The sequence below is a fragment of the Arthrobacter sp. FW306-04-A genome, from assembly GCF_044358315.1.
Taxonomy (GTDB): domain Bacteria; phylum Actinomycetota; class Actinomycetes; order Actinomycetales; family Micrococcaceae; genus Arthrobacter.
Genome location: NZ_CP084559.1, coordinates 179,667 through 193,272 on the forward strand (window position 1 = coordinate 179,667; position 13,606 = coordinate 193,272).

Annotated in this window: 14 protein-coding genes and 1 pseudogene; 10 read left to right on the forward strand and 5 right to left on the reverse strand. The window is 61.8% G+C overall.

Going from position 1 to position 13,606, the window contains the following annotated elements:
- Positions 1-267 precede the first annotated feature (267 nt).
- The 3 genes from LFT43_RS00870 (at position 268) to LFT43_RS00880 (ending at position 3,693) form a co-directional block, all read left to right on the forward strand.
- Positions 268-1,614 carry an acyltransferase gene (locus LFT43_RS00870; protein WP_395800356.1) on the forward strand — a complete coding sequence of 449 codons (1,347 nt, stop codon included), beginning with the start codon at positions 268-270 and terminating at the stop codon, positions 1,612-1,614.
- Entirely contained in the window at positions 1,611-1,967 is a 357-nt protein-coding gene (locus tag LFT43_RS00875; RefSeq protein ID WP_395800358.1) for a GNAT family N-acetyltransferase, read from the forward strand. Before LFT43_RS00870 ends, LFT43_RS00875 begins: the two co-directional genes overlap by 4 nt.
- Before the next feature lie 67 nt (positions 1,968-2,034).
- Positions 2,035-3,693 carry a sigma-70 family RNA polymerase sigma factor gene (locus LFT43_RS00880; protein ID WP_395800360.1) on the forward strand — a complete coding sequence of 553 codons (1,659 nt, stop codon included), beginning with the start codon at positions 2,035-2,037 and terminating at the stop codon, positions 3,691-3,693.
- Between the two features lie 106 nt (positions 3,694-3,799).
- Here LFT43_RS00880 and LFT43_RS00885 read toward each other — a convergent pair whose 3' ends face one another.
- The 3 genes and pseudogenes from LFT43_RS00885 to LFT43_RS00895 all read right to left on the reverse strand — a co-directional run.
- On the reverse strand, positions 3,800-4,045 hold the full coding sequence (locus tag LFT43_RS00885) for a tautomerase family protein (RefSeq protein WP_395800362.1): 246 nt from the start codon (positions 4,043-4,045) through the stop codon (positions 3,800-3,802).
- Positions 4,046-4,115: 70 nt separating this feature from the next.
- Positions 4,116-5,003 carry a hypothetical protein gene (locus tag LFT43_RS00890; RefSeq protein WP_395800364.1) on the reverse strand — a complete coding sequence of 296 codons (888 nt, stop codon included), beginning with the start codon at positions 5,001-5,003 and terminating at the stop codon, positions 4,116-4,118.
- Positions 5,000-5,488, reverse strand: a pseudogene (locus LFT43_RS00895) (RNA polymerase sigma factor); the annotation flags it as partial. The gene LFT43_RS00890 and the pseudogene LFT43_RS00895, both read right to left, overlap by 4 nt.
- Before the next feature lie 690 nt (positions 5,489-6,178).
- On the opposite strand from LFT43_RS00895, the gene LFT43_RS00900 reads away from it, so the two are divergent.
- Positions 6,179-6,757 carry a hypothetical protein gene (locus LFT43_RS00900; RefSeq protein WP_395800366.1) on the forward strand — a complete coding sequence of 193 codons (579 nt, stop codon included), beginning with the start codon at positions 6,179-6,181 and terminating at the stop codon, positions 6,755-6,757.
- A gap of 79 nt (positions 6,758-6,836) precedes the next feature.
- On the opposite strand, the gene LFT43_RS00905 is transcribed toward LFT43_RS00900, so the two are convergent.
- Positions 6,837-7,178: a hypothetical protein gene (locus LFT43_RS00905; protein WP_395800368.1), complete on the reverse strand. Its 342-nt coding sequence runs from the start codon at positions 7,176-7,178 to the stop codon at positions 6,837-6,839.
- Positions 7,179-7,738: 560 nt separating this feature from the next.
- Here LFT43_RS00905 and LFT43_RS00910 point away from each other — a divergent pair.
- Complete coding sequence (locus tag LFT43_RS00910) at positions 7,739-8,296, forward strand: hypothetical protein (protein ID WP_395800370.1); 558 nt, start codon at positions 7,739-7,741, stop codon at positions 8,294-8,296.
- A gap of 507 nt (positions 8,297-8,803) precedes the next feature.
- Positions 8,804-9,580 carry an SDR family NAD(P)-dependent oxidoreductase gene (locus LFT43_RS00915; protein ID WP_395800372.1) on the forward strand — a complete coding sequence of 259 codons (777 nt, stop codon included), beginning with the start codon at positions 8,804-8,806 and terminating at the stop codon, positions 9,578-9,580.
- 1 nt (position 9,581) lies between these two features.
- Here LFT43_RS00915 and LFT43_RS00920 read toward each other — a convergent pair whose 3' ends face one another.
- Complete coding sequence (locus LFT43_RS00920) at positions 9,582-10,646, reverse strand: FUSC family protein (RefSeq protein WP_395800374.1); 1,065 nt, start codon at positions 10,644-10,646, stop codon at positions 9,582-9,584.
- A 165-nt stretch (positions 10,647-10,811) separates the two neighbouring features.
- Here LFT43_RS00920 and LFT43_RS00925 point away from each other — a divergent pair, with 165 nt between their 5' ends.
- From LFT43_RS00925 to LFT43_RS00940, 4 genes are all read left to right on the forward strand, one after another.
- Positions 10,812-11,267, forward strand: a complete 456-nt coding sequence (locus LFT43_RS00925) for a cyclase (RefSeq protein WP_395800376.1) — start codon at positions 10,812-10,814, stop codon at positions 11,265-11,267.
- On the forward strand, positions 11,264-11,836 hold the full coding sequence (locus LFT43_RS00930) for a GNAT family N-acetyltransferase (RefSeq protein ID WP_395800378.1): 573 nt from the start codon (positions 11,264-11,266) through the stop codon (positions 11,834-11,836). The genes LFT43_RS00925 and LFT43_RS00930 overlap by 4 nt, the downstream gene beginning before the upstream one ends.
- On the forward strand, positions 11,763-12,062 hold the full coding sequence (locus tag LFT43_RS00935) for a Clp protease N-terminal domain-containing protein (RefSeq protein WP_395800380.1): 300 nt from the start codon (positions 11,763-11,765) through the stop codon (positions 12,060-12,062). Before LFT43_RS00930 ends, LFT43_RS00935 begins: the two co-directional genes overlap by 74 nt.
- Positions 12,063-12,457: 395 nt before the next feature.
- A complete protein-coding gene (locus tag LFT43_RS00940) occupies positions 12,458-13,564 on the forward strand; it encodes a glycosyltransferase 87 family protein (protein WP_395802839.1) in 1,107 nt (368 codons plus the stop codon).
- The last annotated feature ends 42 nt before the right edge of the window (positions 13,565-13,606 follow it).

Genomic DNA, 13,606 nt, shown 5'->3' on the forward strand with positions numbered 1-13,606 from the left:
CGCAGGCCAATTGTTGGGGTTGCCGTCTGGGTTTCCAGATGTAGGCGAACCGGCCCCTCGCTCACTTTTGGGGAAAAAGGCGCAACCCTCCTGCAGTTCATCATCTGCAGGACGGTTGGGGAATTTCCGGTCATAGGTGAGCGTGCGTCCGGGAATTTCGCGTCAAAGGTGAGCGAGCGTGTGGGGTGCGCGGTTCGCCGTCCGCCCGCTCTGGTTCCCGCGGTCGAGCGGGCGGACAATGGACTCAGCAGTTCGCAAGGGAGCGCGATGGGATTCTTGAGGCAACAGAAGGTATTCGCGGGTCGGGTTACGCTCGGCCGCTCACGGGATCCCGTGATCGATCTTGCCCGGTTCTTCTGCCTCATCCTGGTGGTGCTCTCGCATTGCATGATGGTCAGCCCGGTCCTGCACCCCGATGGCACCGTCACCACCGAAAATACGCTCATGGAACAGCGCTGGTTCGAACCCGTGCTGTGGGTGTTCCAGGTGATGCCGCTGTTCTTCGTCCTCGGCGGCATCACGGGACTGGAGTCATGGCGTCGGCTCCGTGCGCGCGGCGGCTCCGGCGTCGACTATGCGCAACTGCGGCTCTTGCGACTCATCCGTCCGGCAACTGCGCTGCTGGCCTCGATGTTCGTGGGGCTGTGGGCAGCGCTGCTCCTGGGTGTCGACCCGCAGGTGGTCCAGCTCATCGGTACCGGCGCGGGCATGCCCCTGTGGTTCCTGGCTGCTTACCTTGCTACTCAACTCAGTGTTCCCTTGCTGGCCCGTCTGCACGGACATTCCCCCTGGCTGACCCTCTGCGGACTGGTGGCCGCGGTGATCACCCTCGACTCACTGCGCGGGGCTTTTCCGATGCTCGCCTTCGTCAACATGCTCTTTGTCTGGTGCGCTGTCCAGCAATTCGGCTTCTTCATTGCCGACGGCATCTTCGCTGGACGCAGCCGGGGCTGGTTCGTGGGGTTGATTGTCGGCAGCAACCTGCTGCTGGGATTCGTGACCGGAATTGGGGTCTACTCCGGGAACATGATCGTGGACCTGAATCCGCCCAACTTCTGCATGCTGCTCCTTGGCCTGTCGCAGGCAGCCACGTTGCAGTTGCTGCGCCCGGGCCTGGAATGGGTGGCTAAGGTGCGCTGGATACGCTGGGTGGTGGCCGTGGCGGGCCGGCGGTCCATGACGGTTTATCTTTGGCATTTGCCGCTGCTTGCAGCCTTGTCGGGGCTGCTTCTGCTCACGGATTTCCCCAAACCGGCGGCCGGTACGGCCGAATGGTGGTGGGCCCGGCCGCTGGTGCTGCTCGCCGTCGTCGTACTTTTGTTGCCGGTCCTGCTGCTGTGCGGCAGGCTCGAAGAGCGCCCGACGGCGGCCGTCCACGCGCGGGGCAGGGCGCACGCGGCGGTGGTGACTTCCGGCGTCGTGGTCTTCATCCCGGTGGTGGACGCCGTCGTTAATGGACTGACGCTGACCCTGCTCGGTGGGGGAGCGGCGTGCTTCGCGCTCGCGGTGCTGTTGCTGGGACGGGTGCCGGTCGAAGTCCTTTCCCCGGTGGTTCCTGATGCCCCCACGCTGCCATTGCCAGAGCACGGTTTACGTGCGAATCTCGACTCATGACTGAGTTCACGGATTCAACCGCAGAATCGTTCAGCCCGGACGTCACAACGGTCAGGAACGACAAATTCCACCGCTACGAGCTTCTGGTTGACGGTGAAGTGGCCGTGATCTCCCAGTTCATGGACAAGCCCGGCCACATCGACTTCCTGCACACCGAGACCCGCTCGCAGTTCAAGGGCCGCGGACTGGCCAAGGTTTTGGCGCACTTTGCTTTGGACGACGTGGTGGCTTCCGGCAAGCGGATCATTCCACATTGCCCGTTCATCGCCGATTATCTGCGCAAGCATGAGGGCTACGAGCTCGACGTCGATTGGCCGCCGGAACCGCCGGTGGGGGAACCGGACAACGAATAGTCAGGGCATAGCCGAGGACCAACGTAAGATTCAAGTCACATGCGATCTGCTGTCACACTAGATTGCTATGGAGCAGGATTCTGACTACGGGTCGAGTGGCTCGCGCCCGTCCGGGGATGCAGGGACCCGCAGCGACCCCGAAATTATGGCGATGGTGCGTGGGGGTGACGCGTCCGCGTTCGACGTCCTCTACCGGCGACATGCGGCAGCTGCCAAGTATGTTGCCCGCACCCAAACGGACAATGTCAGTGACGCCGACGACGTCGTGTCCGAGGCATTCGCTTCGATTTTCCAAGCCCTCACTGAGGGCAAGGGGCCGGACCAGTTCTTCCGTTCTTATCTCCTGACCGCCGTGCGGCGGATTGCCCACGACCGGAACCGGAAGGCCAGGCGAACGCAGGCCGTGGGGGACAAATCCAGCTTGGACACCGTTGCCGTTGACGCGGACAGAGTCCTTGAGGCCTTTGAATCCAGCACCATGGTGAAGGCCTTCACCTCTCTTCCCGAGCGCTGGCAGGCGGTGCTGTGGCACGTGGACATCGAAGGACTGAAGCCTGCCGCGGCCGCGCCGTTCATCGGCTTGAGCCCGAACGCAGTCTCGTCGCTTGCGATCCGGGCGCGTGAGGGACTTCGGCAGGCCTATTTGCAGAACCACATCAGCCTGGCCAGTGACGATTCATGCTTCGAGTATTCAAGCCAGCTCGGAAAGTATGCCCGCGACGGCCTGAAACGTACGTCGCGGGAAAAGGTCAAGGCCCATTTGGAGACCTGTTCGAAGTGCACGGCCGTGTTGGTGGAACTCAACGATGTCCAGTCGGGCATGCGGGCAGCTGTCTTCCCGCTCGTGGCCGGGGTGGTCTTCACGCCGGCGGTGGCCGCTGGTTACCTTCCCCCGGAGGCTGCTCTGGCCCCCGGGGTCGGCGATCCGACAGCAGCCGGACTGCCGCCGGGGAGTCTCATATGGAAGATGGCAGTCGCCGCGCTGGTCCTGGCTGGTGTCGCGATTGGAGGGGTCCTCATTTGGCTCGGACAGACTGCGCCTATCGTCGCAGCCGATGCCGCGAGCAGCGCGACGGTGGCCCCTCCGTCCGTGCCGGAAGTCGCGCCGGCACCGTCGGCACCCTCACCAAGGGCGGTCCCGACGTCGGACCCGCCCGCCATAGCGGCCCCCCAGCCTCCCGCCCCCGTGCCCGTTCCTGCGCCCGTTGCTGCGCCGATCCCTCACAGGACCGCCCTCGCGGCAGTCCGCACGACGCAGAAGACGGCCAAGGCGAACAACTCCGTAGCGGTTGTCACGCTCCCCGTTACTCAACCCTCCGCAACGGTCGCCACGACCCCGGTTCCGCAGCCTTCCACCACGTCGGCGCCACCCCCGCAAACCGTCTCGGCTGCCTTCGGCAGTCAGCCGGGGACAGCCACGCCCGAGCGTCAGATCGACGTGGCCTTCTCGCTGCACGGCGACGGCACGCCGACCACGGGCGAAACGATCTTCAGCCTTTCACCCGAGGCGGCATTCGTCCCCGGGAAACTCATGGCGCCGGCGGGTTGGACCTGCCCGGACCAGTCGGCTGGCTATATCCGCTGCACGACGTCTTCGATCGACCCCCACAGCCTTGACTTCACGCTGGGCGCCATGATCTCCAGCGGTGCCGATCACGCCACGCTCAGCTATCAATTCAGCGGACAGCGCATCGCCACGACGACATTCACCAGCACTTTCCACTAGACACGCCGGGCTTGGTGAAGGGCGATGAGGTACGCACATCCGGACCGGCGGTGCCAACCAATACCGCACGGGGTCGCTCATGCCGACGTTGGTCGCTCGCCTGATATCAGACGTTGATGTCGAAGCCGAGGTCGTAGTCGCTGGCTGCTTGACCACCATTGAGGCCCCAGTTCTCGGGCGGGTTCTCTCTCAGAAGAATGGACACGCCGTCTCGCGGGATGCCGACCGCCTTGAGTCGTTCGACGATCTCGCGGTACGGATTGCGTTTCGCCTCGAGTGAGCGGCCGGAAAAACAATCGATGGTGACGCGGGTGTAGTAATCCTGCTGGCCGGCATCCAGACCGTTGACCATGCGGTGGGGCTCGTAGGAGACGAGCCGGACATAGCGGTAGGGGCCTCTCCCCGGGGTTTGATGACGGTGTCTAAGGCAGCTTAACAATGCTGCCGAGGCTCTCCCACTCCTTGGTCTCATTGTTGAGAACGGTCGTCGAAGGACCGGAGCCTTTCGCCTCTCTGAGCCCGAACTGAAACCCGTCCATGGAATATTCGATGAGTTTCCCATCTTTGGATGACTGTGGCGTGAGTAGGGCAACGTATTCCTTGCCGACTTCGACGTCGATATCGTCGGTGATCTTCTGTTGGACGTACTTCTTGTCCGCCGGCTTCTGGCCGCCATTCAAGCGGAGGATCTTGTCTCTCTGTACCTGAAGGAGGCTGTTCCAGTAATCATCGTAGATTACCGTTCCACCGACCCGTGAATAGTTCAGCCGGTCGCCAGGCTTTATGGTGCCTTTGTAGACCTCGCGGACAGTCATCTTCCCGACAGTCTGCGGGAACACATACTGGTTAGAGATTGGGCTGAAAACCCGTCCACCATCGATCGAGTCGATGTGCACGCGGGCCACGATGGGATACTTGTTGTATCCGTAGTACGGGTCCTTCGCATCCCAAATAAAGTCGACGTCGGCCCCGGCGTGCTGAATTTGGTCACCTGGGATGCCGGCGTATGCATCATTGGAAATCAATGGCGCCGTTTCAGCCGGCCTGGCATACTGGTTTGGCGCTTGATCGACAGCCTTGGGTGCACCGGATAAGACGATGGCACCGACGCTTGCCGCCCCGATCGCCAGCAGCACCCTCCGCGAGGGGTGGGGCTTCCGTTGCAAACCCTGATTTGTTGAGGACAATGGTGCCGCGTGCTCCTGCGGCATCCTGCTCTTGTGCTTGGGGTGCCGCAGCTCGGTTGGCATTTCTACGAGCTGCTTGCGGAGCGCATCGCTCCGGTCGGACTGGAACTCATAGGTTTTCATACCGTCCTCCGTTCATGTGCAACTTGGGGGCCAATCGCTTGGTCACCAGAAATTTCGTTGTATAGATGTCCGAGCCTGGTCTTGGCCCGGCTGAGTCTGGACTTCACGGTTCCTTCGACGATGCCAAGGGCAGCGGCGGCGTCCTTGATGCTCATGCCTTCAACTACGCAAAGGGTCAGAACGTCCCGATCTGTCGTGCGCAGCCGGACAAACGCCTCTTTCAGGGTTGCCGCTTCTCTGTCCTTTTCCGCCGCTTCGATGAACGCGTCAGCCGCGTCCGGACTATTGACCGGCGGGGGTAGCCGGTTCAAGAAGTTCCTGTACCTCCGACGCTGACGCAAATCATTCTTGAAGGTGTAGTTAGCGGTGACGAGCAGCCAGGCAACAATCGAGTCGTTGACGACGCGAACGTATCCCCGCCGTCGCCAGGCCTCATAGAAGACCATTGCAGCGATGTCTTCAGCCCCATCCGCAGAGCCGACAAGCTTCGCACAGTGACGAAATACCCGGTCCCGATGGCGGTCAAAGAGGGCACCAAAGGCTTCACCATCACCGTTCACGACTCGCTGCCACAGCACGTCGTCTGAACCTTCCCCATTTCCGCCCATACCCCATAGTGTCCGGACCACTGGAAAGGTTCCATCATGTGCGAAAGAATTCGGGGTCTGAGGCGGATCGGTACGGAAATTCAGTCTCCTGTCCTGGTGGGGCGGACCTAGTCGACCTCATCGTCGCCGCAGATCTTCCGGCGGGGCGCCGGCGCCGCCCGGAACCACAGCGGGAGGCCCCTGAGCGCATTAACAACCGGCCCGTACTTTGGTGACATTGGAGGATTTAGCCCCCGAGGCACGCTCCCCGAGGCTTTTACGGCGGTGACATCGGTTGCACTTGGATCCTTTGCTGCATCGGCTGCATCGGCTGCGGTGGCCGGCATCGTCATCGACCGGTTCGGAGTGCCTTGGGCATTCGGAATCGGATTTGTAGCAATGGCCCTGACCGCTCTGGTCGTAGTCGCAAGGCGTCGAACCTTGGAGCCTGCCGACAAGACCTCAGGAGACCGCCTTTCGTTGGTTTCCGTGCCGGAGGTTCCGCACCGACTCAATTTGCTGTGGGGGGGCGTCGGTAATGCATACCGACGCCAGCCAGTGAGGTCTTCCCGGGTGCACAATCAAGTCATGGGAGGATCAATGTACGGGCCAGCGGCCGCTGATGCAGGCCAGGCCGCACGTCGCGCAATAGTTCTCGTCGCGTCGGAGGAGTTCGGCTTATACGCGGCGCGTTCATCGTCTCCGGGAGTACGTCCGCTCTCCGTCTCCGCCCCGCGGCCGACCCGCAACGGTACCGTCGTCGCCACAAATTTCGAAGTGACCGGTGACAGAGAACGGACCGGCGGACCCCCGGAATGCCTGGTGACGTTAAAGCCAGCAGTATCGGGTCGGCAAGGGCCTGCCCGGTTGGCGGCGTTCCTGGCGGCAGAACTGTCTCCGTTCGGTCGCCGCCAACTCATGGCGGAGGGCGAAGCTCAGCTCGCCGCTGCCCTTGATCGGGCAAGCGCAGAACCGGTTGTGATCCGAATCGACGGCGCTGCCGTCCAAGGCTGGGCGCTGCGGGCCGCCGGAGTGTCCGGGGTGGTTGCCATGTCCGGGAACCTTGTGGTGATGTGGCTTGGAGCGGGCGACGCCGTGTCGCCGGGAGCGATTTTCACCGAAGATCTCGGACTACACCTTCGTGAACTCCACAAACCGAAGTCCTAAGTGAACGTCGCCCCTTGTCCCGCGGAGCCGATCACGCCACCCCTGAGCTACCAATTCAGCGGACAGCGCATCGCAACGACTAGACACGCCGGATGGCTGGGGGGCATTGGCCGGTGGGGAACTTGTCCGTGATGGTGTGCTGCGCCGCTTGCTCGGCGATCTCTGCCATGGTCGGCTTTCCCAGGAGGACCGGCTGGTACGTGTCCGCCGCTCCAGCCACGGGCGAGAAGGCTTCACGGATCTTGCGTCCATGCCTGGCGCCGATCAGCTTGACCGCGATCCCGGCGGCGATAGCGAGCCAGAGCGCGACCACAGCGAAGCTGATGAGATTTCCGAAGCCGTCGGCTTCAAAGTGCGAATAGATGGCCAAGGCAATCAGCGCGAGCGTGCAGCCAAGTGCAATTAGGACCTTAAGCTTCATTGCCCCACCCCTGTGACTCCTTTGAGTCTACGATGCGCATCTAGTCGAAACTGTTTGCGCATGGCTCCTGCCCTGAAGAACAATGCCGAGAAATGATTTTGCCGCTATTGCAAGACCGCGTCCTCTGAAATATCGTCATTCCATATCTCACATCTGAAGGAGATATAAGTAGGGGAATTGAGGGGGAAATGATTCGGGCATTGAAGCCGGCCAAGTGCGTGAGTTTGGCGGCAATCGCTGGCTTGATGATCACGGTCGTCTCAACGAGAACATAAGCTTAGAGACATATTCCCTCCGTATGGGAAGGCCTTCTACCGGGCGCGATTCTGGATACTGCAAAGCGCGCGCCGGGGCCTTTTGGCAAATTCCGTGAGAGGTTTGTCCTTTGCGGGGTGTAGTGCCATCCGCCCGCCATACGTAGAACCCGCAACGACCCATTCCTATTACGGAAGGGAAGTAGCGGTCATGACATTCAGAAACAGGCGTCGACTTGGGCTAAGGTCGCTGACCCCGACCAGCGGGTGCTGCCCAAGCATCACCGTCCAGTGAAAACTCATTCCATGAGGAGGCAGCTGGTGCACGGTGCGGTTTCGGCGATGATCGCTGGTGCCGCGGTTGCCAGCCTTTCCGGTTGCTCCCGCTCCCCAAGCACCGCGAGCCCTGCGGGCACCCCGGCCACCACGGTAGGCATGGATGCCAGTTGGGCCGAAGGCTACAACAATCTTGCGGACTTGAAGGCCCACAGTAAGTTAGCGGTTCAGGGAACATTCACGCGGATAATAGCGCAATCCAGTATCAAAACCATTCCGGTCACCGATTTCGAATTCACCGTCGACAAGGTCCTCCACGACCCGGGCCACCTTGTGACGGCAGGAGCCAAGCTGACCGTGCGCCAGGCGGGCGGCACCGTGGACGGCGTTCTCCATCAGATCGCCGATGACCCGCTGTTCAAGATCTCCGAGAATGCTGTGTTGTTCCTGAAACAGCCCGAACCCGGTCTGTTCTACGTGGTCGGCGGCCCCTCCGGCCGTTTTGAGGTTGCCAATGGCAAGGTCAGTCCTTTCGCTCCCGACGGCGCCAAGTTCAGCGGTCCCCGGCAGACTTCGCGACGGCCGTGAAAGACTCCTGACCGCTCAAACAGGAGACCAGCAACCAAATACGCTCCAGGGCCCTGCCGACGGCAGGGCCCTTTACCTTTCGGATGGATCGTTATCGATTACGAACTGCCGAACGGGTGGACATCGTCTTGCTCCGCGCCACGTTCTGAAGGCGACGGGGTTGGGTTTGCACGCGTCCGGCCCGTCAAGCTCGTCATGGACGGGCGCCAGCGCCTGACCCCGGAACTACTACGGAGGCCACGGCAGATCCTCGGTTCTGGGAACATTGGGGGTCAATCGGGCCCTTCGAAAATTAGTTTCATTTTTCGCGTCACGAATCGCGAAGACCACCCACTTTATTAAGTGGGTGGTCGTTTCTCTGCGCGTCATCGAAAAACTGAATCCGTTTTGTGTGAGACGCGCGGGAATCATCAGCTCCGCCGCCACCATGACTTCTTGCGACAAGACCACCGGAAAGGTGGCAGCAAAACGCACATTCACCCCGCCCGACGGGACTAGTCTGGGCGCATGACAACTCGTGCCAACGAACTCACAGCCTTGGTCACCGGTGCTACCGCCGGGCTTGGGGCGGAATTCGCCCGCCAACTGGCCGAATCCGGTCACCACCTCGTCCTCGTCGCCCGCGACGAAGGCCGACTGCGGGCCAAGGCGGAGGTGCTTGAAAGGGACTTCAGCATCTCGGTGGAGGTTCTGCCCGCCGACCTGACCTCCGACGTCGGGGTTGCGGCTGTGGTGGACCGGTTGCGGGACGCTTCGCGGCCGGTGGACGTGCTGGTCAACAATGCCGGAATCGGGCTCCTGAAGTCCTTCGAGAAGAACGATCTGGAAGACGAAAAGCGGCATTTGCGCTTGCATGTCCAGACGCCCCTGGAGCTGTGCCACGCGGCCTTGGAAGTCATGCTGGCCCGCAAGACGGGCCGGATCATCAACGTCGCCAGCGTTGCAGCCTTCGCGAACAGGGGCAGTTATTCGGCAGCCAAGGCTTGGCAGGTCAGCTTCAGCCGTTGGGCGAACACTGCCTATGCCAGCAGCGGAGTGAAGGTCACTGCGGTGTGCCCGGGCTTCACCCACACGGAATTCCACGATCGCATGGGCATGGACAAATCGGTGGCTCCGCGCTTTCTGTGGCTGAAGGCCGAGCGCGTTGTCCGGGAAGGGTTGGAAGACAACGCCAAAGGTAAAGGGGTATCCATCCCGACGAAGCGCTACAAAGCGATCACCGCCGTCATGCGCTTCCTGCCGGCGAAGCTTACGTCCGGTCCGCCTCGGAGGCCTGTGAAATAGATCAGCCCCGCGAAGTAAGCCGTGCCCGCGAAGTAAGCCGGGGCGCCTGGACTAGCACCGCCACAGCAATCCCGATCACTGCGCCCACGAAAGTCTCCACCCCGCGTTCCAAGACCAGCACCCCAGGATCTGCGGGAGCCGCCAACTGTGTCATGAGCAGGATGACCGGGGTGAAGAACACCATGGCCCAGCCGTAGTGTCGAGCCATGAACAACTCGGTGGGGAACTGGAAGCCGATCACCAGCAGGGCCAGGATAAGTGCGGTTTGTCCCGGGAAATACTGCAGCGGGGACAGCGGTCCGGGAAAGAGCACGACGGCGACAATCGCCAATCCGAGGAACGTCCCCACGATGCGGTGGATGCCGCGGTGCAGCCGGCTGGGCATGTCCGCCCCGGCAAGCGGCACAGCGGCAGCAGCCATGGCCCAGTGCGGGTGGCCGCTGCCCGTGAGCACTCCGCAGACGCCTGCAGCGCCGACGGCGAGAACATACCGGGCCGCGTGGACGCCGGATGCTTGGCGCAGTTGCGCGCTAAATGCCGGAATGTCCCGGGTGGCGCCGCGTTCCCAGGTCCGGTGCCGGAGCCATCCGGCAAAGCCAACCACCATCGAGAATGCCGCCGAGGCTGCGCAGATCAGGACAGCAGCAAACAGGGGGATGGCCGCCGGGACCGAAGCGCATGCCCCCAGCGCCAGGATTCCGAAGAAAGGCCCGTTGGGCTTGAGCCGCACCCTGTCCGAGAACAGCGAACCTACGCCTGCCAGGAGCCCCTCCACCGCTACCAATCCCCATGAATGGATATGGGAGACCGACAAGAACGTGCCCACCGAGACGCCGGCCAAGAGCACCGCCGCGGCTTGCGCCTGGTGCTTGAGCCGCAGTTGGTGTGACTCGGCACGGCCGTACATGCCGGTCAGGGCTCCGAACACGGCGTAGATGATGAGGTCCGGCCGGTCAAGCGCCAGGAGCAAGAGTGCAGGCACGGCGACGCTCAGTGCGACCCGGACGGCGGCCACGTGATCGTTGCTTACCGGCGGAACGGTATGAAGGACGCGGGCATGGGCCATGAATGATCGCAACGGGGCACCACCAATCATTTCAGCCGACCATTCGGAAGGTATCAGCCCCTCAAGATCCGCGCCATTAGCTGGGTCACAACGTTGCTGAGTGTTTCGGAGGAGGATTGCGGATCCGGCGCTGTGGCAGGTTCGAAACAGTGGCAGGATCGAAGCATGACTGTGTCGTTCACCTGCCACACCCACATCCAACGGGAGCCCGGCGAGCTATTTGACCTCGCGCGGAACGTCGAAGCGCACGTCGGCTCCATGGCCAAGTCCCGGGAACGCGCAGTGGCGGGCGTGGTGTCCGGACTGCTGTCCGAAGGGGACGAGGTCACCTGGCAGGCTTGGCATTTCGCCGTACCCTTGCGGATGAGCAGCCGCATAACCCAGTTTCACTTCCCCGAATCCTTCACTGATGAGCAAGTGCGTGGCCCCTTCCGCTTCTTCCGGCACGTCCATGAGTTCATTCCCGACGACGGCGGGACGCTCATGATCGATCGCGTCGAGTTCGCGGCGCCCTTCGGCGTCGTGGGCCGGCTTGCGGAGAAAGCGGTTCTTGGCAGATATCTGCGGAACCTCATTGAGCAGCGCAATCGATACCTTGCCGGCAACGGGGCCGCCGTATGATCAGGGCAGCCCGCGCGGACGAGCTGGAACGCCTGCGCGGCATCGAATTCGCAGCGGGCGAGATCTTCCGCTCTCGCGGAATGGACGCCATCGCTGATGACGAGCCGTTGACCGTCACGGAGCTGGCACTCTTCCAAACTCGCGGCGGTGCCTTGGTGTTTGCCGACGCATCGGACGTCCCCGTGGCCTATCTCCTGCTCGAGCACCTGGATGGCAACGCTCATGTGGAGCAATTGAGTGTCCATCCTTCGCATGCGCGGCGAGGCCTCGGGGGTGGGTTGCTTGACGCCGCCGAAAAGTGGGCACAGGTCCAGGGGTTGGCGTGGCTGACCCTGACCACCTTCCGCGATGTTCCGTGGAATGCGCCCTACTATCGCCGGCTGGGTTTCGAGGAGCTGGATCCGGACATGCTCGACGACGGGCTGCGCGGCATCGTCGAGTGCGAGGGCTTGGTGGGCTTGAGTCGGTGGCCGAGGGTCGCGATGCGAAGGCGGGTTGGGTCAATTCCCACCTCGACGAGGAAGCCCTGGAAGCCGTCGGCATCACGCTGGGGGACTTCGGCCCGCTAAATGCACCGAAAGGAAGCAGCAGGACCACGTTCACCTCGGCCGCCCGCTCGGTCATTCAGGACTCCTTGATACTGACCACCCGGGAGAAGCCCGCAGAATCACTACGCGGCACCTGCTGCTGGCGCTGCTGGAGCGGCGGCAACCCGACCCCGCCGCGGTCCTACTCAACAAGTTGGGCGTGGATAGGGCTGCCTTGAAAGCCCGGCTCCAGAACCCGGAGTCATGATGCATGACCGGTGCAGGCTGAGCCAACCTGATTGCTTATGCTGCAACCGGCCAAACCACGGCTGGTCGGTAAACGGTCGCCCGACTGAACCACAGCCGGGTGAATCCTGTAAGCTCCCACAGGATCACGTAGCCGGTTTTTCGGGGGCGCACCGTGCAGGACACCATTGCCTTACGTCCGTCGCTAGGTCACCGCAGACATAAAGAGAGTCACTTGTGAAGAAAGATGTGCCAAGTTTGATCGTAGTGCTTTCGCGGAAGTCTACTGTCCTAGTTGCGTTTGCGTTGGTTCATGTACTTTTCCTACTGCTGCTCCTCCCGCGCATCGCTGGCGGAGAAACATATGGGGACGTGGGCCTTTACCGCGAGTGGGCCTTCCAAGGACTCAATGAAGGCATGTGGCAGGGTGTCAACGTTGCCTGGGTTTATCCAATCGGAGCAATGTTTCCAATGGTTGCGGCTGCTGCGTTTGGACACGAACACTACATGCTTGGGTGGTTTCTCCTCTGCAGCATGCTTAACCTTGGCGCGTTGATCGCGCTACTCAGGACCAGGGCAGCCCGGTATGGCTGGCAGTCGGCCTATCTCTGGATCTCGTTAACCGCGATTCTTGGCCCCCTGGTTTTCTCGCGTGTGGACGGCATCTCAGCGCCGATTGTTGTGATGGGCCTTGTTCTCGCCTCAACTCGTCCAGCTGTGGCTTCCGCCCTGCTCTCAGTGGCGACATGGATCAAGGTATGGCCGGCCGGTGTGGTTCTTGCTTTGGCGGTGTCGAGCAAAGCGTGGGTCCGAATTCTCGTCGCTGGCGTCGCCGTATCTGCATTCATTGTGGCTGGCGTTGTGGTGGGTGGTGGAAAAGCCAACCTGTTTGGATTCATCCAGGCACAAGGGGACCGCGGAATGCAGCTCGAAGCACCGCTCACTACGCCCGGCTTGTGGCAGGCAGTTCTCCACCTTGGAACCCATATTCACCCGAACTTTGCCATCTCCACGATGGAAATCCAAGGATCATTAGCCGACAAGGTGGGTGCCCTGATGAACCCGCTCCTCGGTTTAGTTGTGGTGCTCATAGTCCTTCTGATCCACATTGCGGCCCGCCGCGGCGCAGACAGGCAGAACCTGTTGGCGATTGGCGCACTTGCCTTGGTTTCGTCAATGATCGTCTTCAACAAGGTGGGCTCACCTCAGTTCATGATCTGGCTGGCTGCAGTGATCTGCGTAGGGGCGGCTTTCAATGGGCGACGGTGGGGAGTGCCGGTGGTGTCCATCCTTGCAATCGGAATTATTACAACTCTCGTTTACCCCATCCTCTATATGCAGTTGCTCACGGCGCTAAATCCGGGTGTCGCCGCCCTTCTCACGCTGCGGAATTTGCTGGTAATCATGGTCCTGGGGTGGTCGTTGCTGAAGCTATTGAGCCTGGTGAGGCGTGCGAAGCCTGCCGTTCCCGAATCCGCACGGGATGCCCCCATCGTGGCTACTACTGGCGTGTCTCCAAAATAGCTTCTGAGGAAGGAGCGCCTGCGTCCGGCGCCCACGAATGCC